This is a genomic window from Erwinia sp. INIA01 (assembly GCF_025947915.1).
GTDB lineage: Bacteria > Pseudomonadota > Gammaproteobacteria > Enterobacterales > Enterobacteriaceae > Erwinia > Erwinia coffeiphila.
On sequence record NZ_JAPDNC010000005.1, the window covers coordinates 130,320 to 154,921 of the forward strand.

20 protein-coding genes and 1 riboswitch are annotated in these 24,602 nt (G+C 59.3%); of the genes, 7 read left to right on the forward strand and 13 right to left on the reverse strand.

Annotated features, from left to right (window positions below; genetic code table 11):
• Positions 1-14: 14 nt before the first annotated feature.
• The 4 genes from OMR58_RS10720 to OMR58_RS10735 form a co-directional block, all read right to left on the reverse strand.
• Entirely contained in the window at positions 15-812 is a 798-nt protein-coding gene (locus tag OMR58_RS10720) for an ABC transporter ATP-binding protein (RefSeq protein WP_264546048.1), read from the reverse strand.
• Positions 813-821: 9 nt separating this feature from the next.
• Positions 822-1,736, reverse strand: a complete 915-nt coding sequence (gene ntrB, locus OMR58_RS10725) for a nitrate ABC transporter permease (protein ID WP_264545889.1) — start codon at positions 1,734-1,736, stop codon at positions 822-824.
• A 12-nt stretch (positions 1,737-1,748) separates the two neighbouring features.
• Complete coding sequence (locus tag OMR58_RS10730; protein ID WP_264545890.1) at positions 1,749-3,011, reverse strand: CmpA/NrtA family ABC transporter substrate-binding protein; 1,263 nt, start codon at positions 3,009-3,011, stop codon at positions 1,749-1,751.
• Between the two features lie 281 nt (positions 3,012-3,292).
• Complete coding sequence (locus OMR58_RS10735; protein WP_264545891.1) at positions 3,293-4,510, reverse strand: nitrate regulatory protein; 1,218 nt, start codon at positions 4,508-4,510, stop codon at positions 3,293-3,295.
• Positions 4,511-5,908: 1,398 nt separating this feature from the next.
• Here OMR58_RS10735 and OMR58_RS10740 point away from each other — a divergent pair.
• Positions 5,909-6,607, forward strand: a complete 699-nt coding sequence (locus OMR58_RS10740; RefSeq protein WP_264545892.1) for an extensin-like domain-containing protein — start codon at positions 5,909-5,911, stop codon at positions 6,605-6,607.
• 153 nt (positions 6,608-6,760) lie between these two features.
• Here OMR58_RS10740 and OMR58_RS10745 read toward each other — a convergent pair whose 3' ends face one another.
• Positions 6,761-7,795 (reverse strand): hemin-degrading factor, encoded by a 1,035-nt coding sequence (locus tag OMR58_RS10745; RefSeq protein ID WP_264545893.1) that lies wholly within the window; start codon positions 7,793-7,795, stop codon positions 6,761-6,763.
• Positions 7,796-8,942: 1,147 nt separating this feature from the next.
• Here OMR58_RS10745 and OMR58_RS10750 point away from each other — a divergent pair.
• The 6 genes from OMR58_RS10750 (at position 8,943) to OMR58_RS10775 (ending at position 14,087) form a co-directional block, all read left to right on the forward strand.
• Positions 8,943-9,083 carry a hypothetical protein gene (locus OMR58_RS10750; protein ID WP_264545894.1) on the forward strand — a complete coding sequence of 47 codons (141 nt, stop codon included), beginning with the start codon at positions 8,943-8,945 and terminating at the stop codon, positions 9,081-9,083.
• Between the two features lie 374 nt (positions 9,084-9,457).
• Positions 9,458-9,562, forward strand: a riboswitch (TPP riboswitch).
• Positions 9,563-9,626: 64 nt separating this feature from the next.
• The gene (tenA, locus tag OMR58_RS10755) at positions 9,627-10,328 is read left to right on the forward strand and encodes a thiaminase II (protein WP_264545895.1); all 702 of its coding nucleotides are present in this window, start codon (positions 9,627-9,629) and stop codon (positions 10,326-10,328) included.
• A gap of 5 nt (positions 10,329-10,333) precedes the next feature.
• A complete protein-coding gene (locus OMR58_RS10760; protein ID WP_444861311.1) occupies positions 10,334-11,065 on the forward strand; it encodes an ABC transporter ATP-binding protein in 732 nt (243 codons plus the stop codon).
• Positions 11,062-11,823, forward strand: a complete 762-nt coding sequence (locus tag OMR58_RS10765) for an ABC transporter permease (protein WP_264545896.1) — start codon at positions 11,062-11,064, stop codon at positions 11,821-11,823. Before OMR58_RS10760 ends, OMR58_RS10765 begins: the two co-directional genes overlap by 4 nt.
• 34 nt (positions 11,824-11,857) lie before the next feature.
• On the forward strand, positions 11,858-12,790 hold the full coding sequence (locus OMR58_RS10770; RefSeq protein ID WP_264545897.1) for an ABC transporter substrate-binding protein: 933 nt from the start codon (positions 11,858-11,860) through the stop codon (positions 12,788-12,790).
• A gap of 88 nt (positions 12,791-12,878) precedes the next feature.
• On the forward strand, positions 12,879-14,087 hold the full coding sequence (locus tag OMR58_RS10775; protein ID WP_264545898.1) for an FAD-dependent oxidoreductase: 1,209 nt from the start codon (positions 12,879-12,881) through the stop codon (positions 14,085-14,087).
• 106 nt (positions 14,088-14,193) lie between these two features.
• On the opposite strand, the gene OMR58_RS10780 is transcribed toward OMR58_RS10775, so the two are convergent.
• From OMR58_RS10780 to OMR58_RS10815, 8 genes are all read right to left on the reverse strand, one after another.
• Positions 14,194-15,711 (reverse strand): surface lipoprotein assembly modifier, encoded by a 1,518-nt coding sequence (locus OMR58_RS10780; protein ID WP_264545899.1) that lies wholly within the window; start codon positions 15,709-15,711, stop codon positions 14,194-14,196.
• A 169-nt stretch (positions 15,712-15,880) separates the two neighbouring features.
• On the reverse strand, positions 15,881-16,660 hold the full coding sequence (locus OMR58_RS10785; protein WP_264545900.1) for a Slam-dependent surface lipoprotein: 780 nt from the start codon (positions 16,658-16,660) through the stop codon (positions 15,881-15,883).
• Positions 16,661-16,937: 277 nt separating this feature from the next.
• Positions 16,938-17,534, reverse strand: a complete 597-nt coding sequence (locus OMR58_RS10790) for a biliverdin-producing heme oxygenase (RefSeq protein WP_264545901.1) — start codon at positions 17,532-17,534, stop codon at positions 16,938-16,940.
• Positions 17,535-17,592: 58 nt separating this feature from the next.
• Positions 17,593-20,307 (reverse strand): TonB-dependent receptor, encoded by a 2,715-nt coding sequence (locus OMR58_RS10795; protein WP_200564088.1) that lies wholly within the window; start codon positions 20,305-20,307, stop codon positions 17,593-17,595.
• Positions 20,308-20,426: 119 nt separating this feature from the next.
• Positions 20,427-21,374: a FecR family protein gene (locus tag OMR58_RS10800; protein WP_234472124.1), complete on the reverse strand. Its 948-nt coding sequence runs from the start codon at positions 21,372-21,374 to the stop codon at positions 20,427-20,429.
• A 102-nt stretch (positions 21,375-21,476) separates the two neighbouring features.
• Entirely contained in the window at positions 21,477-21,980 is a 504-nt protein-coding gene (locus tag OMR58_RS10805) for an RNA polymerase sigma factor (RefSeq protein WP_105594289.1), read from the reverse strand.
• A 341-nt stretch (positions 21,981-22,321) separates the two neighbouring features.
• Positions 22,322-23,314, reverse strand: a complete 993-nt coding sequence (locus OMR58_RS10810; protein ID WP_105594288.1) for a sugar phosphate isomerase/epimerase family protein — start codon at positions 23,312-23,314, stop codon at positions 22,322-22,324.
• A gap of 178 nt (positions 23,315-23,492) precedes the next feature.
• The gene (locus OMR58_RS10815) at positions 23,493-24,602 is read right to left on the reverse strand and encodes an ABC transporter permease (RefSeq protein ID WP_200564084.1); all 1,110 of its coding nucleotides are present in this window, start codon (positions 24,600-24,602) and stop codon (positions 23,493-23,495) included.

Consider the following 24,602-nt stretch of genomic DNA (forward strand, 5'->3'; position numbering starts at 1 on the left):
TCCCGCCTGATAAATCAGGCCACCGCCCGGTGTTTTTCATACAGGAACTGCAGCACCTGCTGACGGTACTGATGGAACAACGGATCGTTAGCCAGCGCCAGCCGCGAGCGTGGCCGCGCCAGCTCAACCTGCAGCACTTCACCCACTTTTGCCGCCGGTCCGTTGGTCATCATCATCACCCGGTCGGAAAGCAGTACGGCTTCATCAACATCGTGGGTGATGAGCACGATGGTGGTGTTCAGCCGTGCCTGGATCTCCATTACCGCATCCTGCAGGTGAGCGCGGGTCAGCGCATCGAGCGCACCGAAAGGCTCATCCATCAGCAGCACTTTCGGCTTCATCGCCAGCGCGCGGGCGATGCCCACCCGCTGCTTCATACCGCCGGAAATCTCACCCGGACGTTTGTCAGCGGCGTGCGCCATATGCACCAGTTCGAGGTTGTGGTTAATCCAGTCGTGCATTTCGCTTTTGCTCATCGAGCCGCTGAACACCTGATTGACCGCCAGCGCCACGTTGTCAAAACTGGTCAGCCACGGCAGCAGCGAATGGTTCTGGAACACCACCCCGCGCTCCGGTCCGGGGCCGGTAATTTCCTGGTTATCGCACAGCAGCACCCCTTCGGTCGGGCGGCTCAGCCCGGCGATCAGATTCAGCAGCGTGGATTTACCGCAGCCGGAGTGGCCGATCAGGCTGACCGTTTCGCCCTGCGCGATATCGAAGCTGACGTTGTCCAGCGCCAGGAACGGACCTTTGGCCGTTGGGAAGCTCTGGCTGAGGTTCTGCACGCGGATAATGGCTTTGTCGTTTTTTATCTCAGGCTCCTAACGGTTGTCGTAACTGAAGCGGCGAGCAATGGCCATCAGCCCCTGCTCCAGCACCATGCCCACCGCCCCAATCAGCAGGATGGCGATGATGATGTTTTCCACGTTGAGGTTGTTCCACTCGTTCCAGATCCAGAAGCCGATGCCGACGCCGCCGGTCAGCATTTCGGCGGCAACGATCACCAGCCACGCAATGCCAATCGACAGGCGCACGCCGGTAAGGATGTAGGGCAGCACGGCGGGGAACAGGATTTTGCGCATCACGGTGAATTCGCTAAGCTTGAGCACCCGCGCCACGTTGAGGTAGTCCTGCGGAATACGCGTTACCCCTTCGGCGGTGTTGAGGATCATCGGCCAGATCGAGCAGATAAAGATGGTCCACGCCGAGGCCGGTTCGGCACGCTGGAACAGCAGCAGGCCAATCGGCAGCCACGCCAGCGGGCTGACCGGACGCAGCAGCGAAATAATCGGGTTAAGCATGCTGGCGATAAAGCTGAAACGGCCGATCAGGAAACCGGCGGGAATGCCGATCAGCGCCGCCAGCCCGAAGCCCATCGCCACACGCTTCAACGAGGCCAACACGTTCCAGCCGATGCCCATGTCGTTAGGCCCGGCGACGTAAAACGGATCGGCGAAAATCACCTTCGCCGCTTCCCAGGTTTTCAACGGGGTGGGAAATCCTTTGCTGCCGATGGCGGCAATCTGCCAGATCGCAATCAGCACTATCGCCCCCAGCAATGCCGGAAGGGCTTTTTGCAGTGCTCCGCGCAGCATCACTCGCAGCGATATGGCGGACGGCGCTTTCACCGCAGTTACCGGTGGTGCCGCATGCAGCGCGGCCGGATTTATGGAAACAATTTCTGCGCTCGTCGCTTCGAGCGGCTCGACGGTTTTGGTTTTAACATTGGCGGACATCGGCGACCTCTCTTAGCGTTTCATAGCAAAACTGTTGGCGTAGTCGGCAGGGTTACTGCCGTCCCAGACTTTCCCGTCGATCAGCGTGCTGCTGCGCATCTCACTGGACGGCAGGTTGATGCCGCCGACCGCGCTGGCCGCCTGTTTGTAGATATCGGTGCGGTTAATTTTTTTCGCCACCGCCAGATAGTCCGGGTCATGGTCCAGCAGCCCCCAGCGCCTGTGCTGAGTGAGGAACCACATGCCGTCGGAGAGGTACGGGTAGTTGACCGCGCCGTCGTTGAAGAAGCGCATGGCGTGGGCGTCCTGCCACGTTTTGCCCAGCCCGTTCTGATAGTCGCCAAGCATCCGCCCCTGGATGGTTTCCACCGGGGTGTTGATGTACGCGCGAGCCGCTACTACCTGGGCGGTTTCAATGCGATTGGCGTCCGAGGTGTCAATCCAGCGCGAGGCATCCAGCACCGCAGCGGTCAGCGCGCGGGCGGCATTCGGATTGGCATCAACCCAGGATGCGGTGGTGCCGAGAATTTTTTCCGGGTGATCCGGCCAGATCTCCTGCGTGGTGACGGCGGTGAAGCCGATATCGTCCTGAATGGCGCGCTGATTCCACGGTTCGCCCACGCAAAAGCCGCTCATGTTGCCGATTTTCATGTTCACCACCATCTGCGGCGGCGGCACCACCACGTTGCGCACGTCGTTAAACGGGTGGATACCGGCATTCGCCAGCCAGTAATAGAGCCACATGGCGTGGGTGCCGGTCGGGAAGGTTTGCGCAAAGGTGTAGGTGCCTTTGGCGCTGGCATCGACCACCTTCTTCAGCGAGGCGGCATCGCTGACGCCCGCCTGCTTCAACTGATTCGACAGGGTGATCGCCTGGCCGTTATTGTTCAGCGTCATCAGCATCGCCATATCATGCTGCGGGCCGGAGACGCCCAGCTGCAGGCCGTACACCAGCCCGTACAGCACGTGCGCGGCGTCCAGTTCGCCGGAAACCAGCTTGTCGCGCACCGATGCCCAGCTCGACTCCTTGCTGGGAATGATTTTGATGCCGTACTTCTCGTCAAACTTCTTCACCGCCGCCATCACCACCGAGGAACAGTCGGTCAGCGGGATAAAGCCGACGCGGATCGCTTTCTTCTCAGGCGCATCGGAACCGGCCGCCCAGACGCTGTTCATCAGGCCCGGCACCAGCAGGCTGCCGCCCAGCGCCGCACTGCTGGCGATAAAGCGGCGGCGGGAGAACTGCGCGGGCATTTTTTTGTCGTCTTGCGTCATTGCGGCTTCCTGTAATGTTGAAAAATGAGCAAAAAAAAAGCGTCCTGTCAGCGCTCAGTTTCCTGAACGCTGACGGACGCCTTTATCCGTAACTCTGACTAAACCGCCGTTGGCTTAGTCGTTATGGTTAATAACAATGCAGCTTGTATGCCAACTTCATGGCTCATCGAAAAATCAGTCGGTTAGCTCATTATCTGTCCACACCTGGGGTTTCACTGCACCGCAGCGGCACGCGTTGCACAGCGCAATGGCACACCAATAGTGCAACTACTCCTTTAGTATTAGTTGCTCTTTTTACCCAACACCGCCGACATGGCGAGCATCGCTTCGGCGACGTCCGACAGCTTACGGTTCTGGTTCATCGCCATATCGCGCAGGATTTTATGTGCCTGCGGTTCGGTCATGCCGTGATGCTGCATCAGCAACCCTTTGGCTCGCTCCACCAGTTTGCGTTCGGCCAGCGTGGCGCGTAACCCGGCCAGCTCGGTATCCATCGCCTGTAGCTGGCGGGACTGCTGCTCAACCAGTTCCAGCACCGAACGGCTGAGCTGCGGCGGGATCAGCGCCGAATAGTGTGGTTCATGCGGAGGGATCTCGCCGATGTCCTGCTGCTGCATCGCCAGCGACGCCTGCGCGTCATCAATCCGCTGACGGCAGCAGGCCATCAACACATCTTCCAGAAGGTCTTCCACCCCTTTCATGCCGTCGATGCGCGCCGTGGTGACCTCAAACCAGCGCAGCGCGGTATCTCCGCCGTTATCTGCCGGTGTTGCACGGGTGCAGGCAATACGGCGAAGGCGTTCAAACTCGCTGCTGTCGGCGTTAAGCTGCTGCTGCCACAGCGCCAGGCAGCGGGCGTCGGCGAATTCGCTGAAGGTTTGCAAACAGCGTTCCTGGCCTTCAATCAGATCCAGCAATTGCTGCTGTGCCGCTTCGTCGAAGCGCCGTGCGGCGAATCCCGCAGCGCCCGTCGCGCGCTCCTGCCCCGCCAGCTCTTTCCCCTGCATAAAGCTGAACATCGCCAGCAGCGCCCGCGAGATGGGCGGATCGCCGGAGATATCGGCCGCTTCGAATATCAGTGCCAGATGGGTACGGATCACGTCGTTAAACTGGCGCATGGCCTCCGGCTGGCCAATCTCCTGTGCCTGAATCTGGCGGCGCAGCAGCGGTAGCGTGCTGAGGCTGTGGAGTACGGCGGCAATGCGGCTGAACAGGCGCGGCGCATTCGTCATGCTTTGCCCGCTGAGATCGAGCGTTTGTAGTCGATCGTCCACCGCCCGTTCCGCCAGCTGCACCTGTAGCGCCCGTTCGCTGAGCTGTTCTGCCCAGAGTTCGCCGTGGGAGCATAAAAAGATGTTGGCCGTGCCGCGTTCGCGTTGCAGGACGTGGATCAGCTGGCTGACCGCGCCGACCAGTCTGCCCATTTCCAGTAGCTGCTGTAGACAGGTGATTTCGCTTTTTTTTGATGCAAGGACGAAGCTGAGTGCGGAGAGTGGCATAGGCGGGCCTGACAGGTCATGGTGATGCAGGTGATTAAGCAAGAAGCGTGCCGGGGAAGGATACGTGGGTTTCCTGAAATGCTGGTTAGGCTGCTCGATAGACACTCGGTTTTTCAGCCGACTAGTTGCCTCATAGTTGCTCCGTGCTTCAGCGGACTGCCTGCTCTCCCGCGCGGGCCTTCACTGATAGCCCTGTGGATCAGCTGCCTGGTTGCTCCCCCGGTCGGGCGGTCCTCGCGCCGCTACGCGGTGCCTTCACTGCGGTCGTCAGCCTGTCGGACCGCCAGAGACGGGCCGTCCATGGCCCGGCTCTGACTTTCCCCCGCGTCCATGCGGGTGAATCCTGGCTTCCTCGCTCCGTTCAGCGCTGTGGATTGCCCGCTCGGGGGAGCAACCAGTCTGCTTTTGGCTTAAGCGTTGTCTGAAAGACAGACCTGGCTTCCTCGCTCCGTTCAGCGCTGTGGATTGCCCGCACGGGGGAGCAGCCAGTCTGCTTTTGGCTTAAGCGTTGTCTGTTGAGGAAACATGGCTTTCGTGCTTTATGCCACGTTTGCGGATGATTGGAACGTTGTGCTGGCAGTTTCTAACAGCCCGCACAGTGCAAGAAAAGAGGGGCGGCCTCGGGGGCTGGCGGGTAATCCACAGCGCCGAGGTGGAGGCATTACGCCAGGAGAAGGCAGCAGGGACGCTGCCATCAGGTCGGGTTTGAACAGGGATGTTCAATCCTGGCCGATCCGTCGGCGGAACGCCGGAAACGAGGGCACCGCCACGCGGCGCGAGGACCGGCCGCCAGCCACCGAGGCCGCCCCTTTTCCACCGCCCCCATCGCGATAAAAACGCCAAACCACCCACAACATATTCATCCATGGCCCGGCTCTGGCTTTTTTCCGCACCCTGCGGATGGTTAAGGTTCTCTGGTCGTTTAACAGAAACCCCGTGTTTCCAATAACTGGCAGCTTTTAACAGCCCGCACAATGCAAGAAAAGAGGAGCGGCCTCGGTGGCTGGCGGGTAATCCACAGCGCCGAGGTGGAGGCATTACGCCAGGAGAAGGCAGCAGGGACGCTGCCATCAGGCCAGGTTTGAACAGGGATGTTCAATCCTGGCCGGTCCGTCGGCGAAATGCCGGAATCGAGGGAAACGCCACGCGGCGCGAGGACCTCCCGCCAGCCACCGAGGCCGCCCCTATTCCACCGCCCCATCGCGATAAAAACGCCAAACCACCCGCAAGATATTCATCCATGGCCAGGCTCTGGCTTTCTTCCGTGCCCTGCGGATGCCCCCTGGCTTCATCGCTCCATTGCTGGTTAACGCAGCCAGGCAATGCAGGGAAGCCAGCTGGCTAAAAAAACGGTAGAGCTACACTTATCTATATTGACAACATGACGGGTAACCTATTTTGCGCGTACTTATCGTGATAACGCTTCTGGCGCTGGCAGCCTGGTGGAGCCTTCCCTGGTTAAAATCTCATCTTCCTGCACAGTGGAACCCCTTTATTCCACTGGATGTGACCGACCCGCCGGGCTGGATAACCCGTTATAAATTGCAGAAGTTGAAAGGCGATCCGCAAGCCTGTCTGGCGGTATTGCAGCGCGCCAGTGCGCAGGGACTGGTCAGTTTTCGTGAAGAGCCACAGCCCAAAGGAGAATGCACTATCGCGCAGCCCATTCGCATCAGCAAATTTGGCCCGGTGTCACTGAGCAGCAGTTTTCTGGCGAGTTGCCCCATGGCCGTCGCCAGCACAATGTATGTCACACGCAGTCACCAATTATTGCAGCAGTCGGAGCTAGCAAGCCCGCTGCGGCGTATTGAACATGTTGGCAGCTTTGCCTGTCGCAATATTTATCATCGTGAGCAGGGGCGGCGCAGCGAACATGCCACCGCAGAGGCCTGGGATATCACCGCTTTTCAACTGGCTAACGGGCGCTGGTTGCGGGTAGCGAAAAACTGGCAAGAGCCTGCCAGCGAGTCAGCCGCACTGCATATACTCTGGCGCAATGGATGTGCCAGCTTTGGTAATGCGCTGGGGCCTGACTATAACGCGGCTCACGCTTCACATTTTCATCTTGGCATGCACGGTATCGGATTTTGTCGCTGACGCGTACGGGCGGATCCGTAAGCGAAATGACGGAACCGAGAGCCCCCTCCCCGCCATTCCTGGCGCGACAAAAACAGGGCAAAAAAAAGCCGCCATCGTCCATCGATAGCGGCTAAATGGTCTCAAAAAGACCTTATTTCACACACACTCAAATCAGACTGTTACCTCTGACTCTTCCAACTCGGCTAACTGCTCGCGCCACAGCGACTGCTCCGGCTGGCCTTCTTTACGCTCGCCGTACAGCTGCGCAATCTGCGTACCGTCGGCAGCGTACAACTCCAGACTGGTCACCACGCCGTCAACCGTCGGTTTGCGGGTGATCCAGCTCTCCGCAATCTCGCTGTCGCGCAGGTGCAGCGTAAACTCTGGATTGAAAATATTCAGCCAGCCGCGCATCGGCTCAACGCGCGCCAGCGGACCGGTAAAGATCTGCACCGCGCCACGGTTCGCCACAAACACCATGATCGGATTGCCGTCCTGCTGTACGCGGTTAAGCAGTGCTTCAACGGCCTGATTGTCGACCCGGCGGGCCAGATCGTCGCTGACGCTGTTAAACGCCTGCTGGCGAGAGAGACGATGGCGGTGCAGGATCATGTAAAACTGATGCACGTCGGTCATGCCGCGCCACTCTTCTTCCAGCCGCGCGCTGTCCACTTCCGTGGCGAACGCCTGCTTCTGGGCGGCAACCACTTCCAGCTCCGGGTTCTCCTCGCGGGCAAACTGTGCAATCAGCTGCTGCCAGGCGGCCATATCGCTGTTTCCGGTGGTGTAAACTTTGTGGATGGCGTCACCCTGCGCATCGAAGAATTGCAGGCTATGGCGCACGCCGCGTGCGGAAGATTCTTCCAGCACAAAGGCGCTGTGCCACTGCTTGAGGAACAGGCGTAAATCGATGCCGCCCGGATTGAGGATCAGGCCCGCGTGGCCGTCCAGTTGCTGATTAACGTAATGGCCCACCTGCTCGTGAACCGCCCAGTCGTTACGCGTAATCGCCTTCAGTTCACCGACCGACGCCAGCGCGCCGAGCAGGGCTTTGGGTTCATCGGCCAGACGGCGGGCATCGTGGCCCACGCGCGCGGCGGCGAGCTGTGCTTCGCTGGTTTCCAGCAGCGCGGCAAGATCGCGGGCATAAAGCTGAGGGTGGTCCGCACGGGCGGCAACATAGCGTGAATAAAGCGACTGCGACATGGTGAGGTTCCTTACAGAATCGGGCATTTGCGCGCAGTATGATCGCCGCCCGCTCAGGGCCACAAGTAAAAACAGGAAACCTGAAAAGAACTTAATAATCCACCCAGGGGCGTGAACGGGCGAGTATCTACCTCAACCCGCAACAGGTAAGGCTCGATGCCGGATTTCCCCCGGCGATAAACCGCCGCAGCATTAAATTTTGTTAAGGCACGCCATGCCGCCGAGTACGAGTGCAGTACAAAGCAAGGAGGCGATGTTTTCCCCTACCCCTCACCAAACCTAAAACAGACTGGCTGCTCCCTCGATCGGTCAATTCGCAGCGCTTTAAATAGCCTGGGAGCAAGGAGTTTGCCGCACAATGTGATGAAATTCAGAGCCGAGCCATGAACGAATCTGTAGTGGGTAGTTTGGCTTTTTTTATCGCTTTATCGCGATGAGAATGGTGAAAAAGGGGTGGCCTCGGTGGCAGGCGGCCGGTCCTCGCGCCGCGTGGCGGTTCCCTCGTTTTCGGCATTTCGCCGACGGACCGGCCAGGATTGAACATCCCTGTTCAAACCCGGCCTGATGGCAGCGTCCCTGCTGCCTTCTCCTGGCGTAATGCCTGCTCCTCGGCGCTGCGGATTACCCGCCAGCCACCAAGGCCCCCCCTCTTTCTTGCATTGTGCGGGCTGTTAAAAGCCGCCAGTTAGAGCAAGCATTGAGTTTCTGTAAATCGTCCAGAAATCACTAACCACCCAAAATTGCACGAAATTCGGGAAAAAAACATTCAATTTGAATATAACTCCGATAAAAACACCCACAAATGCAAACCACCAGCTCCAGCGTTTGAAACATCCGCTGCCAGGTTTAAAAAACGACAACACGGACTTCCCACAGGCAGCACTTAAGTCAAAAGCACACTGGCTGCTCCCCCGGTCAGGTAATACGCAGCACTGAAAGGAGCGAAGAAATCAGATCTGTCTTTCAGACAACACCCAAGCCAAAAGCAGACTGGTTGCTCCCCCGAGCGGGCAATCCGCAGCGCTGAACGAAGCGAGGAAGCCAGGTCTGTCTTTCAGACAACACTCAAGCCAAAAGCAGACTGGTTGCTCCCCTGATCGGGCAATCCGCAGCGCTGAACGGAGCGAGGAAGCCAGGATTCACCCGCATGGACGCGGGGGAAAGTCAGAGCCGGGCCATGGACGGCCCGTCTCTGGCGGTCCGACAGGCTGACGAACGCAGTGAAGGCACCGCGCAGCGGCGCGAGGACCGCCCGACCGGGGGAACAACCAGCCTGCTGGAACACTGAGATTCCGTAAAGCATCCGGTCAAATGGAACGCTGAGCTTCCATAAGTCCCCATCAGTGGACATTTATCATACAAAGCACGAAGCCATGTTTCCTTTACAAACAACTCCTGAGTCAAAAGCAGACTGGCTGTTCCCCCGAGCGGGCAATCCGCAGCGCTGAACGAAGCGAGGAAGCCAGGATTCACCCGCATGGACGCGGGGGAAAGTCAGAGCCGGGCCATGGACGGCCCGTCTCTGACGGTCCGACAGGCTGACGACCGCAGTGAGGGCACCGCGCAGCGGCGCGAGGACCGACCGACCGGGGGAACAACCAGCCTGCTGGAACACGGGCCCCAATCAATCGATTGTAATCAAAAAATAAATATCGTATAACAACCGCCTCCGAGGGGTGTCCTGTAACGGGCTGAGATGGCAGCAATGCCGAACCCTTTGAACCTGATCTGGGTCATGCCAGCGAAGGGACGGGTTGGCAAACACAGATCGGTATTTGCCTCTTCACACCGCCGCCGCACCCCGGATCTCCACCACGATTTTGGAGATCTTATGCCTGCTTCAATGTTCGAATTCGGTCTGTTTGGTCGCCTCCGTCAAAATGCCGGACCGCACTGGGAACACTACGTCGCCCACCCGTTCCTGCAACAGCTGGGTGCCGGTACGCTGCCGGAAATTGCCTTCCGCCGCTACCTGACCCAGGACTATCTGTTCCTCGTCCACTTCGCCCGCGCCTACGCCCTGCTGGTCACCAAATTCCACACCCTGCCGGACATCCGCGCCGCCGCCGGATCGCTGAACAACATCGTCGCCGAACTGCCGCTGCACGTCGGCTACTGCGCCGGATGGGGCCTGAACGAAACGCAGATGGAACACGAGCAGGAAGCCACTGAAACCATCAACTACACCCGCTACGTACTGGATATCGGCCACTCGGGCGATGCGCTGGAACTGCTGGCCGCCCTGCTGCCCTGCGTGGCGGGCTATGCGGAAGTTGGCCTGCGCCTGCTGGCCGACCCGGCCACGGTGATGGAGGGTAATCCTTACGCTTCGTGGATGCAGAACTACAGCGACCAGGGCTATCTGGACGGCGTGAAAGCGGCGATTGAGCTGCTCGACCGCGTGGGCCAGCAGCGCGGTGCCGACGCCCGTTTCGATCGGCTGAGTGAAATCTTCACGACCGCCACCCGGCTGGAAGGCGCCTTCTGGCAGATGGGGCTGAACGCGGTCGACAACCCGGTTAACGCGTGGTGAACGGCGTGATTTCCCGCCCCGGCATAGACATCCGCGATCTGACCCTGCGCTTCGGCGACCGGGTTATCTTTGAGCGGCTGAACTTCCGCATTGAGGGCGGTACCTTCGTCGCCATGCTTGGCGCCAGCGGCGCGGGGAAAACCAGCCTGCTGAAGATTATCGCCGGGCTGGCTAAGGCCACGTCAGGTTCGGTCACCGCCAGCGACGGCCTGCCGGTTCCGGGGCGCATTGCCTATATGGGCCAGCGGGATCTGCTCTATCCGTGGCTGACGGTGCGGGAAAACATCACTCTCGGCCCTCGCCTGCGCGGGGAAAAAGCCGACCTCACCTGGGCGGAGCATCTGCTGGAACAGGTCGGACTGAGCGGCCACGGCGACGACCGCCCTGCCGCGCTCTCCGGGGGGATGCGGCAGCGCGCGGCGATCGCCCGTACGCTGTACGAGCGCCAGCCGATCGTGTTGATGGATGAGCCTTTCTCGGCGCTGGATGCCATCACCCGCGCCACCATCCAGACCCTGGCGGCCGAGCTGCTGGCCGACCATACCGTGCTGTTGATCACCCATGATCCGATGGAGGCCTGCCGCCTCAGCCACCGGCTGCTGGTGCTGTCTCCGCATCCGGCAGGTATTGATGACAGCCATCATATCGGTGGCCTGCCGCCGCGCGCGCCGGATGATGCCGACCTGCTGAAGAGTCAGGCCGAGCTGCTGCAACAGCTGGTGAGGGCCGCAGAATGAGCCATCAACAGGACAGTCGTCTGGCTAAATGGGGCCGCGGGCTGACGGTGTTTATCGGTCTGGTACTGCTGTGGTGGCTGGCTACGCTGAGCAATATTCCGGCGTTTCTGCTGCCGACGCCCGCCGCCGTTGCGCAGGCGCTGTGGGAGGGTCGCGGATTCCTGGCCTACCACTCGCTGGTAACAGCATCGGAGGTGGTCAGCGGCCTGCTGCTCGGGGTTCTGCTCGGCGCACTGCTGGCGCTGAGCATGGTGTTTTCCCCACGCTTACAGCGCTGGCTGATGCCGCTGGTGCTGACCAGTCAGGCGATCCCGGTGTTTGCCCTCGCCCCGCTGCTGGTGCTGTGGTTCGGCTTTGGCATGAGCGCCAAGGTGGCGATGGCGGTGCTGGTGATCTTCTTCCCCGTCACTTCGGCATTCTTTGATGGTCTGCGCCGGGTGAATAACGACTACCTCGATCTGGCCCGCACGATGGGAGCTTCCCCCTGGGCGCTGCTGCGCCACGTGCGGCTGATGGCGGCGCTGCCCGCCTTCGGCACCGGGCTGCGCATGGCGGCCGCCGTGGCCCCCATCGGGGCGATTATCGGCGAATGGGTCGGCTCGGCCGAAGGTCTGGGTTATCTGATGCTCAACGCTAATGCGCGGATGCAGACCGACCAGCTGTTCGCCGCGCTGTTTATTTTGATTCTGATGACGGTGCTGCTCTGGGTTGCCGTCGATAGCCTGCTGCGCCGCCTGATTAACTGGACGGCGGAATAATCACCTGCAAACGACATAACAAGGAATAACAGCAATGAAAAAGAACCTCTGCGCCCTGCTGCTGGGAACGGCCATTGCGGGCCACGCCGCCGCGGCGGAAAACGTCACGCTGATGCTGGACTGGTACGTTAACCCGGACCACGCGCCGATTATCGTTGCCGAGCAGATTGGCGCGTTTGAAGCCGAAGGGCTGGACGTGAAGATCGTGCCGCCGTCCGATCCTTCCCTGCCGCCGCGCCTGGTGGCCGCAAAGAAAGCCGATCTGGCAATCACCTATCAGCCGCAGCTGCACTTCTTCGCCGACCAGGGATTACCGCTGGTACGCGTCGGCACGCTGGTGAATACGCCGCTAAACACGGTGATGACGCTGGATAAAAACATTAAATCGCCTGCCGATCTGAAAGGCAAAAAGGTCGGCTTCTCGGTGACCGGCATTGAAGAAGCCACGCTGGGCACCATGCTCAAGCACGAGGGAATTTCCTCTGCCGATATCACCCCGGTTAACGTCAACTTCCAGCTGACCGGTGCGCTGCTGGCGGGCCAGGTGGATGCGGTGATCGGCGGCTATCGCAATATCGAGGCGCTGGAAGTGCAAATCCAGGGCAAAGATCCTAAGGTGTTCAACGTGGAAGATTACGGCGTTCCGGCCTATGACGAGCTGGTGATTGTCGCTAACCGCGATGACGTCAACAAGCCGAAAATTGCCAAATTCCTCGCCGCGCTGAAGAAGGGTAACGACTATCTTCAGGCACACCCGCAGGAAACCTGGAAGGCCTTTGCCAGCAGCCACCCGGAGCTGAACACCGATCTGAACCGCCAGGCGTGGCAGAAATCACTGCCGCTGTTCGCCCGCGATCCGGCGCATCTGGACACCGCCCGCTACCAGGCCTACGAGCAGTTCCTGTTTGATAATAAGCTGATTAAAAAAATCACCCCGGTGGCAGACTACGCGGTGGAAATTAAATAATCCTCACCCGCAGGCGAATCATGACTCGATATAGATAATGATAAGCATTATCATATAATTCACTTATCGCATTGCAGAGGTGGATTGTATGGATCGGACAGCGGAAACGCTCACCGCCGACTGTTGCATCGTCGGCGGTGGTCCTGCCGGTTTGATGCTCGGCTATTTGCTGGCACGGGCAGGCGTGCAGGTTGTGGTTCTGGAAAAGCACGCCGACTTTTTACGCGATTTTCGCGGCGACACCATTCACCCCTCAACGCTGCAGATCATGCATCACCTCGGGCTGCTTGAGGATCTGCTGAAGCTGCCCCACCAGCGCGCCGAAAAGCTACAGGCCGAGGTCGGTGGCGAAGAGGTGACGCTGGCAAACTTCACCCGCCTGCCGGTGAAGTGCAAATTTATCGCCTTTATGCCGCAGTGGGACTTCCTGAATTTTCTCGCCGAGCGCGCCAGCGCCCTTCCCGGTTTTACCCTTTTGCAATCCTGTGCCTTCGACGATCTGATCACTGCCGATGGCCGGGTATGCGGCGTGCGCGCGATTGCCGACGGCCAGACGCGTGAGATTCGTGCCCGGCTGGTGGTCGGCTGCGACGGCCGCCACTCAAAGGTGCGGGAAAAAGCGCAGCTGAGCGGAAAATCGTTCGGCGCGCCGCGAGACGTAGTCTGGTTCCGCCTGGATAAGCGCGAAGAGGACCCGCAGTGGGGGATGGGCCATAAGGGGCCGAAGCAGAACTTTATTATGATCGATCGCGGCAGTTTCTGGCAGTGCGGCTATTCCATTACCAAGGGCCAGTTTGGCGAGCTGGAGGCCTCCGGTATTGATGCCTTTAAGCAGCAGGTCGCCACGGTTTCCCCCTTCCCCGCCGACAGGCTGGCGGAGCTGGATCGCTGGAGCAAGCTGCGGCTGCTGGAGATCCGTATTGATCGGCTCGACAGCTGGGCGAAAGAGGGTTTGCTGTGCATCGGCGACGCCGCGCACGCCATGTCACCGATTGGCGGCGTGGGGGTGAACCTGGCGATCCAGGACGCGGTCGCCACCGCCAACCTGCTCACCCGCCCGCTGCTCAATGGCGAGGTCAGCCTGCACCAGCTGAATAAGGTGCAGCGCCGCCGCCAGTTCCCGACCTGCGCCACCCAGTTTATTCAGATTAAGATGAGCGGCAAAAAACGTGAGCCGGGCCAGACCAGCCCGATACCGCGCATCGTGAAACGCTACCGCTTCCTGCCTTACGTTTTCGGCTGGATGATCGGTCTGGGCTTCCGCCGCGAGACGCCGCGCCGAGTCGGGAAGGCCTGACTGTCAGCCCGAATCACGCCCGCACGGACCTCAGCTTAAGATTCGCCACCGGGCCAGCGTTATCTGCACGCTGGCAAGGCGATTGCGATCTGAGAGGCTTCCCCGATCAGAAGCTGTACTCCAGCTTCAGGCTGGCGTCGTTGCGGTTGTAGGAGTAGATCCAGTCGGCGTTACTTTTCACCCGGTTGTGCCGCAGCGTCAGGCTGGGAACAAATCCGGCCAGCTCCCAGCGCGGCGCACGCAGAACCAGGGTATAGTTCTGCTCCTGGTCGCGCCGACGCACTTCAATCAGCGGGTTGTACAACTCATAGTCACGTTGGCGATATGAGGCGGAAAGCGTGCCGTCAAACCCGGCATCAAAGCGCAGCGAGGCCCCCAGCCGCACGCCCTTCTGCTGATATTCCGCCGTCGGGTCCTTCGCGTGGCTGTTGACAAAATCCAGCCCGCCAAACACCGTCCAGCCCGGCGTCAGCTCACGGTACCAGGTGCCGTACACCGACTGCTGCGCGCCGTCAAAGTTGCGGGCGTAGTCGGCGCGGCGATACTGCATGTCTTTATAATCCGCCTCCAGCTTAACCAGCGAGGCGGACGACAGCATATAGCTCCACTCGCCGTGCACGCCGGGCGCGCCGTACATCGCATCGTTGCCCCACTCGTAATATTCAAACGACGGGGCCAGCATCAGCTGCTGGCGCGCATCGCGATAGCTGTAGCCGCCCTGTAACGTCACGGTGGTTTCGTTAAATTCACCGTGATTGCGATACTGCGTGCCGTACAGCAGCGAGCGCAGATACACGCCGTGATGCCCTTTTATCGCCAGTCGGCGCTGAACGCTGAAGTCAAAATCGGTGCCGGTGGCTTTTAACGCCTCCGGCAGCGCGCGCTCGTAGTAGCAGAAACCGGTGCTGTCGCTAATCAGACAGGTGCGGCTGGCGGAGGTGCGGTTGACGTTGTCGCTCCAGCTGGGGCCGAAGGAGAACGAGCCGCTCCAGTCGCCGCGTTTTTCCAGCGCCTGCTGGTAGGCACCGATGGTTTTGCGCACCCCGGCGGTTTGCGGATCGCGGGCGTCGATAATCGCCAGCGCATCGGCAAAGGCCTCTTTCGCTTCACGCTCCTGCGCATCGTCAAACAGCGTTCTTGCCAGCTCCAGCCTGCCGAGAATAAAGTCCGGCTGCTGTGCCAGCAGCTTGCGGAATTCGGTAATAGCGGTGTCGTTATCGCCCACCACCCGCGCCAGCATTCCGCGGGCATAGTGTTCCAGCAGCGGGTCGCGATCCGGCAGGGTCAGGTACTCCTGCAGGAAACGGTTGGCCGCCTGCCACTGCTGATACTGCAGTGAAAGATAGAGCGCCTGGCCCAGCGCGCTGGCGGTGTGTTCCACCTGGTAGGTCTGGCCGTCAATGGTCAGCGTGGGCCGCTGGCCAGTGGCCGTTTCATCTTTCAGTATTTCGCGCTCGCGTTCGGCCCCCTGGCGCTCAATGCTCATTTCGAGCATGCGCCGCGTATCTTCACGCTCCTGCGCCACCGCCGTGACGGTAACGGAGGCCATCAGCAGCGCAATCAGGCTGAGTGCGGCGCGGCGCGGTGTAAAGTAGCGGGCAACGGGTAACGGAACGGTCGGCATAGATCATGATCCCTGAGGCAACGGTGCCGCTCGGAACGGGCAGAGCGGACGCAAAAAAGAGCAAAGACCAGCGGCCTTTGCTCCCGGGAAGGCAGCGAATCAGACCATCAGCGTCGTTCCCGCTGAGGGGTTGATCCCTGCACGTAAGGTGGTGAGATTCGCCACCGGATTAGTTCTTAGTACCGCCGAATGCGGTATCTTTGTTGCGATCGGCAAACTTAACGATACCGGCCACTGCGCTGGCACCGGTGCCGAAGAATTTACCGTCCAGCGTACCGCCGGTGCCGGAAGCACTCAGCACGCCTACGCTGGTTGCTGCCAGACGCACATCAGTACCGACAGTGCTGATGGTGCCGCCGGTGAAGTTGATGTCACCGGAAGAGCTGGCCACTTTAGTGTTGAAGTTGGCGCTCAGCGTACTGGTTGGCAGCGTGCCGCTGTACTGATTGATGGACTTAATTGTGTAGCTAACCGGTGCAGCCGTTGGCAGCGTGGTGGCTACGTCACCGTTTTCACCCGCGTAGAACACCGTGTGGGTACCGGCCGTTTTGGTGCCCACGGCGCCTGAAGTGGCTTCGCCATCCCATTCGCCGAACCAGACGTCCTGAGTACCGACTTGGGCAAATGACCATACGCCCAGTTTAGTGTGATCCGGGCCAGGACCCGCAGGACCCGGTGCGCCATCCGCCACCATTTCGCGACCGCTGAAGTGGAATGCCCCACTCGCATCCTGATAGGTCGGTGAAGCAAAGTGAGTAAAGGTAGCTTTGGCACCATACAGCTGACCATCAACGCCGGCGGCAGGAGTCGGTACAGCTGCAGTTGTCTGACCAACGCGAATCCCACCCGTTTCCGTGTAGCTCTGGTTAGTGACGACTACGGCCTGAGCAGCACCGGCTGCGCCAAACAGAGCAAGAGCAAGTACTGATTTCTTCATAATCTGATTCATTTCATTTTTCCTGAAAAGCATAGGTTAAAAGTGGAAATACATTGAATGAAAACACAAATGATTATCATTACATAATGTAGGTACAATCCTTCCTGACGTCGGGAGGATTTACTACTTACTCGTACTGCTTACTTCGGGTACTGCTTTTACTCCCTCACACTCCCTGTGTTCGGGCACAACGACTGACAGCTGGCAGGCATCCTTTCCACCAGCAAAACAGCTAACTGACAATCTCAACGTCCTGGACGACTGTTCACTGCCTGTGTGGCTCTATGGCCTAACGCACATAATAGTGTTCAACCAACTCACGCACGCGGGCAAAGGCCTGCTGCGCACCGGCAATTGCGCGCGCTTCCCCGGCTTCGTCCAGCGGCAGCTGGTCCAGCGCGGCGGTAAAGGTACGCCAGTGGCGGCCTCGCCCTTCCGGCGCACCGGCAAGATGGCGCGCACCAAACTCGCCGGACAGCCCCAGCTTCTCCGCCTGTTTGATCAGGAAACCGGCGCCGATATTGGAGCCTTCCGCCACGTACAGCCAGCCCAGAGCACTGGCAATATCCGGGATTTCCGCCGTACTGAATGCCGTTGCGCTTTCCGGCTGCGGCAGTTCCTGCCCCAGGTCGGCCAGATCCTGGCCAATCAGCGGGAAGCGACGTCGCCCGGCTAAATCAGGCAGCAGCGGCTCCAACAGCGCAGATTCATACAATGCATCGATTTCACGATGAAACTGGTACTGCACCTTCACAAACAGACCGTAACGTTCGCGGCTGGCAAACGGGTCGCCCGCCATAATGCGCTGATCCAGGCTGTCATGGCTGCTGGTGGTGGCCACCTTCAGCCGCTGCGCGCGGGTCAGGTTTTCGGTTTGGGTACTCACATCGCTCATTGATTTTCTCCCATGCGCCTGCTCTGCGGCAGGCGGCATTTGTTTAACATCAGAATTTCAGCGTCACGCCACCGCGCACGGTACGGCCTGGCGCAGGGATCGGAATGGTGTTCAGCGCATCGACGTAGTAACGGTCGGTCAGGTTATCCACCGACAGATCGAAGGTGGCGTTCTGGTTTAGTTTGTAGCTGGCGTAGAGATCGACCAGGGTGTAAGGCTTCCAGTCCGACGGCGCGATGGAGTACATACCTGAAACCTGCCCGAGCCCTTCGTCCGCACCCAGCCCCTCAACAAAACGGCTGCCGATGTAGCTAATACGTGTTCCTACAGTCAGATCGCTGTCCAGGAAGCGCGATCCCAGGTTTACCGTCACGGTATCTTTTGGCGGGACCTGCTGCTGCGCAAAGCTGTTGTAGAGGCCACCCGGCGCACAGCGGCTGGCGGCTGGATGTATTACGCCGTCTTTGGCGCAGAACATAATGTCGGTGTAGTGATTCCACGCCACGCTGCCGAACACCCGTCCGCTGTCATACTGTGCGGACAGCTCAATGCCACGCATTTCTGCATAGTCCAGATTCATGCGGCCCAGCTGGTAGTTTTCCCGTCCACTGGCCGTATAGCGTTTGATATTTCCGCGCGTGATGTAGTTGTCGATGTGGTTACTGAACCAGGCCCCGTGGAAACGCAGCTTATCATCCGGCAAGAACACGCCATCCATCAGATAGTTAACACCGAACTCAAGGCTCTTGTTGCGTTCAGGCGCCACCGGATTATCCGCAGTGGGTACCGAGAATGACGGACCGGTGATCGATTCAAAGATGCTTGGCGAACGCAGAACGCTGCCGTACTTACCATAAGCCTGGAAGCCATCCAGAGGCTCCACCATCAGACTGAAGATCGGTGACCAGCCGTGATCTTTGCGCGTAAACGGCGATTCAAGCGTCGGGCTGCGGTCAAAGCTTTCAAAGGTGGAATAGCGCAGGTTTCCGCTCAGGGTCACCCAGTCGAGCGGCTTCACTTCAAGGGTGCTGAATCCGCTGTACTCTTTGCGCCAGCCAAAACGCGATCCGGACATGGTCGCTTCATCCACGCCGTCAGGCAATCCCACGTTTTCACGGGTAAATGAACCGCCATACTGCCAGGTCACATCGGCAATATCGCTATAGAAACGTGAGGTGTTCGACGCGTTGCCGCCCCAGCGATTCGACGCCAGCCAGAAGTATTGCGGATACAGCGTGCCAGAGCTGTTGAATACAGAGTTAACGCGGTTGTCTACGTCGGAGTAGAAGGTATCGACCTTCACATCAATCAGGTTGCTGTCTTCCGGTTTCCAGCTGTAGCGACCGGTCCATGTTGCCAGATCGATGGTACTCAGCAATCCCTGATAGGGTTGCGAATTGAAGTAGCTCATCAGCTGCGAACCGAGAATATTGCCGTAGCGGGTCATATAGCGTGAGTAGCCCAGCTCAAACTTCTGGTTGTCCTGGAAGCGGAAAGTGCCTTTCAGCAGCCATGACTCCGTATCGCGCGAGGTGTTTAATACCTCCTCGCCCGCACGGTATGCCGTCAGTGGATTACCGTCGGTGACGTTAACCTCACCGAATGGCCCGGTTGGGCCTGAAATCACCGCGTGAGCATCGTCTCCACCGCGTTTACCGGCGAAATAGTTGCCGTTATAACGCTGGGCATAGGCGGCCAGCACATCCACCGCATCGGTGGTGCCAGCGATGGCGATGCTGCCGGAGCCGCCGGTCGGTTTCAGCGCCGACGGGCGATTTGTCCCGGATGAATCACCGAAGCCGCTCGGGAACTCATCCCAGCTGTAATAGGTGCCGAGGTTGGTCAGGCCGCCGGTGGTGCCCGGCGACGGCGCGCTGCGGCTGTTGGTATTAAAGTTACCTTTGAGACGCACGCCAAAATCGTGGCCCGGCAGCAGGATATCCTTCACGCCGATGGTGCTCATTCGCACAATCCCGCCGACCGCGCCGGTAGAATCGGCCCCCATGCTGGCCCCTTTTTCAATATCAACCGAGCCGATAAAGTCCGGGTCGATATAGGTGCGCGCCGTGGAGCCGTTATAGCCCTGATAGACGGTGGTTTCCTGGCTGGCGCCGTCAACCAGCACCGGTACGCGCCCCTGCCCCTGCAGGCCGCGAATGTTCACGTCCACCGCGCCGGAGTTGCGGCCGTCACCGTTCAGTACGCCCGGGATACCCGATAAAAAATCACCAACAGATGTGCCGCTAAAACGCTCAACCTGCTCGGCGGAGAGGTGGGCGCGAGAGCTGGCCCCCTGCCAGGGCGCATCGGCCGGATCGCTGCCCGCGCGGCTGGTGACGGTGATGGTGCCCAGCAGCAGCGAGTCGTCCGCCGCTGATGCAGACGCAGACGTGTTGGCCGCCGCACCGCCGTTAACCAGGGTGACGCTGTCGCTGTTCACAAACTGATATGAAAGCCCGGAGCCTTGTAAAATGCGGCCCAGCGCCGCTTCCGACGAGACGGCACCCTTGACGCCCGCCGACTGTTTGCCTGCGGCGAATTCCGGTGGATAGCTGACCTGCACGCCGGACTGGCGGCCAAACTCGGCGATAGCGCCGGAAAGGGAGCCAGCCGGAATATTGAAGGAGACCGGCGAAGTTTGCGCAAACGCACTTTGCTGCATCGACATCAGCGCCAGAGAAATTGCGCTGGTACGGAACACGGCTGCCACCAGCCACTTTTTGCCGTTGCGCGATTCCGCGCGTTTGCACTTCACAGACTTCATTTTAACTCCGCAGGTGTTATTAATCAGTACGCTGGCTTTGCGGATTCGTATCCGAGCCAGTTCTTACTTAATAAAACGAACGAGAGTTGAGATTTTTCTGAGAAATTTTAAATTTTTTTTCAGACTGCGGAAATAATGGTCAACCAGGGGGTAATTTCGCGCACTTTTCCGGCGTAGGGTTGGATCACCGCCGCCAGCGCACGCTGCGGATTGGCGAGGTTATACACGCCGCTGATACGCTGTTCGCCCAGCTCGCGGCTGGCAATCAGCACTTTACCCGGCACCCAGCGGGAAATGCGCGCTACCACGGCGGCCACCGTTTCACTCTCTGCCACCAGCATGCCGCTGCGCCAGGACGAAAACTGCTGCGGATTGCGGGTGCCGCGCTCCACCAGACCGCCATCGCGATCCAGCGACAGCCAGCTGCCGGCGGTGACCGATTCGTTTAGCGACAGCGACAGGCCAGGAGTGGCGACGTCCACCGCGCCCTGTTCAACGGCAACGGTCAGCAGGTCGGCATCGCGGCTGAGGTCAAAAGCCCCTTTCTGCGTCACCACCTGCATCCCTTCCACCACCGCGTTAAACGGCCGACGGGCGTCGTCGGCAACATTAAGCCAGGCCATTCCGTTCAGGAGTTCAATGCGGCGCTCATCGGCTGTGAAACGGGAAGCAATGGCGCTGTTGGGGCCAAGAATAATTTCTGAACCGTCCTCCAGCGGAATTTGCTGGATTTCGCCGGTCGAGGTTAAATGACTGGCTTTCATCTGCAACAGAACGCCGGGTGCCAGCGCCAGGCCGGTAGCGGCTGCCGCCACGGCAACGGAACCGCCCAGCACAAAGCGCCGACGAGAAATACCCACCGGCTGCGCAACGGTCTGGCTGCGGGCCTGAACCACCCTGCCGGTCATGCCGTGCAGATGAACGGCTTCGGCCCACACCGCCTCATGCTCTTTGCCGCGCGCGCGCCAACGTTCGGCCAGTTCGCGCGCGGCCGGATTCCCCGGATCACCGTGCAGGCGAATAATCAAGTCGAAGGCTTCTTCAAACAGCTTTTCGTGTTGCGACATTTTCTCAGTCATTATTGGCAAATTCCGGCGGCTTTGCGGCAACGGGAATAAAAGGTAATTCAGATTATAGGGAATTACACGCGCTGTCGCTGTGCAAAGTCATCAGTGCTTCGCATCATCATCCAGCGTGGTGCGTAAATGCTGGTAGGCACGGCGGATCAGCGTCCAGGTATGGGACACCGATAAATCCAGTTCCTGTGCCACTTCAGCAATGGTCATATCCCCTAAGCGATAGAGCTCAAAGGCACGCCGGGTCTGCTCCGGCAGCGCCGTCAGACCACGGTCAAGCACCGCCAGCTGCTGACGATCGGAGGTCACCCTTTCCGGATCGGGCGATTCATCCGGCAGCTCGCAGTAGGCCTCTTCCGACAGATAGTCGATCGAGGCGATTTTCTCACGGCGATAGAGATCCACCGAAAGACTGCGCGCCACCATATGCAGATAGGCACGCGGATTATCATCCCGTTTTGGCGCTGCGGAGCCTAAAATCCGCAGAAACACATCCTGGGTTAAATCCGCAGCCACGTCGGGACCATGCCCGCGCTTCTGCAAAAAACGTTGAATTTCCTGAGCATGCTTATTAAACAGGCTTTTCAGGTTCCACATCAACCAAACCTCGCAGTAACACTCTGGATAACAGCGATCTTTGCTGCAGTGCTGTGTTTCCCAGCAGGGATAGCCGCTAAACGCTAACGCGGCCAAAGAGTTAACACGTTAACGTTTATCCAACCGGGGCTTTATGCATCGGCCAAATCGCGATTCGCGCGCAGCAACGTCAACGAAGTGTGTTTAGAATATATAAAATTTGAAACAGATGGTAATGATTTTCATTTGTATTTTTATTAAGATTTTCGATATCAAACCCTGATTTTTACGGGGATTTAACACTTTGAAGAGGGAGGAATGTGAGAATCCGCCGGTTGCCCGACGGATTTCTGAAGCGGGGATTACTCTTCGATCGATGACAGCAGCGCGTTCTGAATAATGCGCTGGGCCTGCATCGCATCCTGGCGCGACTGCGCTTCCTGTAATGCAGGAATATCCAGCTTATCCAGCGCGCGGTAAATGTGCTTGAGGAAACGAATCGACAGGCGCGCGGCCTCAACGTTATCTTCACGGAACGGGAACTGATCCAGCTGCCAGACGCCGTCCCAGTTGTTGATCTTCAGTACATAGAAGAACTCGAAAATTTCCGTCATATGCACGGTACCCACCACCAGGTCATCGTCCCAGCCGCGCAGGTTGTCGTTAACGTCCATACCAAACAGACGACCGCGATCGATAATCAGCTGAGCGGAATCCGCCGGGGACTCGCCGCCAAACAGCGCGTGGCCGAAGTCCAGCAGGATACCAACGTTATCCAGCCCGATATCCTCAATGCCCAGCAGTGTGCGCGCCGCCGAATCCCAGGTCATTTTTACGCGCGGCTCGCGCGGTTTGTATTCAATGGCAAATTTCACGTCCGGGTTGGCTGACGCCAGCTCGCGCATGCCGTCTACCGCCAGCTTCCACAGCTGCTTGTGATCGACCTGGAACGGGTAGTCCCAGCCGTCCTGGCCCGGCCAGACTTTTACGTAGCTGGCACCCAGCTCACGCACCACGTCCGCCGCTTCGTTCATCAGCTTCAGCGCTTCTGCACGCGCCACCGGGTCCGGGTTGGTAAAGGCCCCGCGCGACCATTTGCGCAGATAGATCTCCGGGGTGATGCCGATCGCTTTGAGTCCGGCATCGGCCAGCGCCTCTTTCACCTGGCTGAGGGTTACACCCGGCGAGAACGGATACGGCACGTCAACATAGGAAAGATCGCCGACCTCTTTCGCCGCTTTGATCTGCTCAAGAGTACTCAACGCCGGGCCGTAGCCGTCTACCGCGTAACGGTCAACGTAGTTTGCAAAATGCCAGAGACCAGCGCCAAATTTTGGGTAGTTGTAGGTTGTCATAATGGGTCTTCTCCATGCTGAATATCACGCAGCCGGGGCTGCAAGGTTGTTAATTTATCTGCCGGGCGGCACGCTGCGGATCACGCCGCCGCCGCCGCCCGGGGATGAAAATAAGAACGGGGTCACCCGTCCGGGGTCGAAATCGTTTTGCTATACGTCAGGCTGGCACGGTCGGACCTCAGGCTGTCCGCGTGGCTTCGGCTTCAACCAGCAGCGCCTTCTGCGCCACCACCGCCGCCTTTTGCTGCATGCGGCTCTGCATCTGGTCGATAATCACCGCAATGATGATCACGATGCCCTTAATCACCATCTGCCAGAATTCGCTGACGCCCATCATAATCAGGCCGTCTGCGAGGAAGCCGATAACGAACGCGCCGATCAGCGTGCCGAGGATGGTGCCGCGCCCGCCGGCCAGCGAGGTGCCGCCCAGTACCACGGCGGCAATGGCGTTCATCTCAAAGGCGGTACCGTTTGCCGGGTGGGCGGCCACCAGCTGCGAGGACACCACGATGCCCGCGATCGCCGCACAGAGGCCGGAGATGGCGTAAACAAAGATTTTCACCCGCTTTACCCGCACGCCGGACAGTTCGGCGGCGCGCTCGTTATCGCCAATCGCATAGACCTGGCGGCCAAACGGCAGGCGGCGAGCGACGTAGGCGATGACCAGCGCCAGCAAAATCATCATCCAGATTGCCCACGGCAGGCCGAGGAAGTAGCCGGAGCCGATCTTGTCAAAGCCGGTATTGCCGAGCTGCGGATTGCCCTGTAGCCCGGGGAACGTTTCACCGCCGGAGGTGAGCATCGCTGCACCGCGCAGGATATACATGGTGCCCAGCGTGCAGATAAACGGCGCGACGTTATAGCGGGTGATGATCCAGCCGTTGGCCGCACCGATAAGCCCGCCGATCAGCAGCACCAGCGGCACCACCACCCAGACGCTGGGAAAAATCGCGATGCCGAAGGCGGGCAGTACGATGCCTTTGGTAATCAGCCAGCCCGCAATCATCCCGCACAGCCCCAGCGTGGCCCCGATCGACAGGTCAATCCCGGCGGTAATAATCACGAAGGTGATGCCCAGCGCCAGGAAGGCGTTGATGGCGATATGTTTAATCATGATCACCATGCTACCGACGGCGAGGAAGTCCGGCACGGTGATGGCGAAGAATCCAACGATTAAAATCAGGGCAATAAAGGTGCGCATTTTTAACAGCAGCAGGATCAATCCCTCCCGCGAGTTAAAGGCTTTCATCGCAGGCGCCGACTGCGCTTTCCCGGAAAGTTGTGTCAT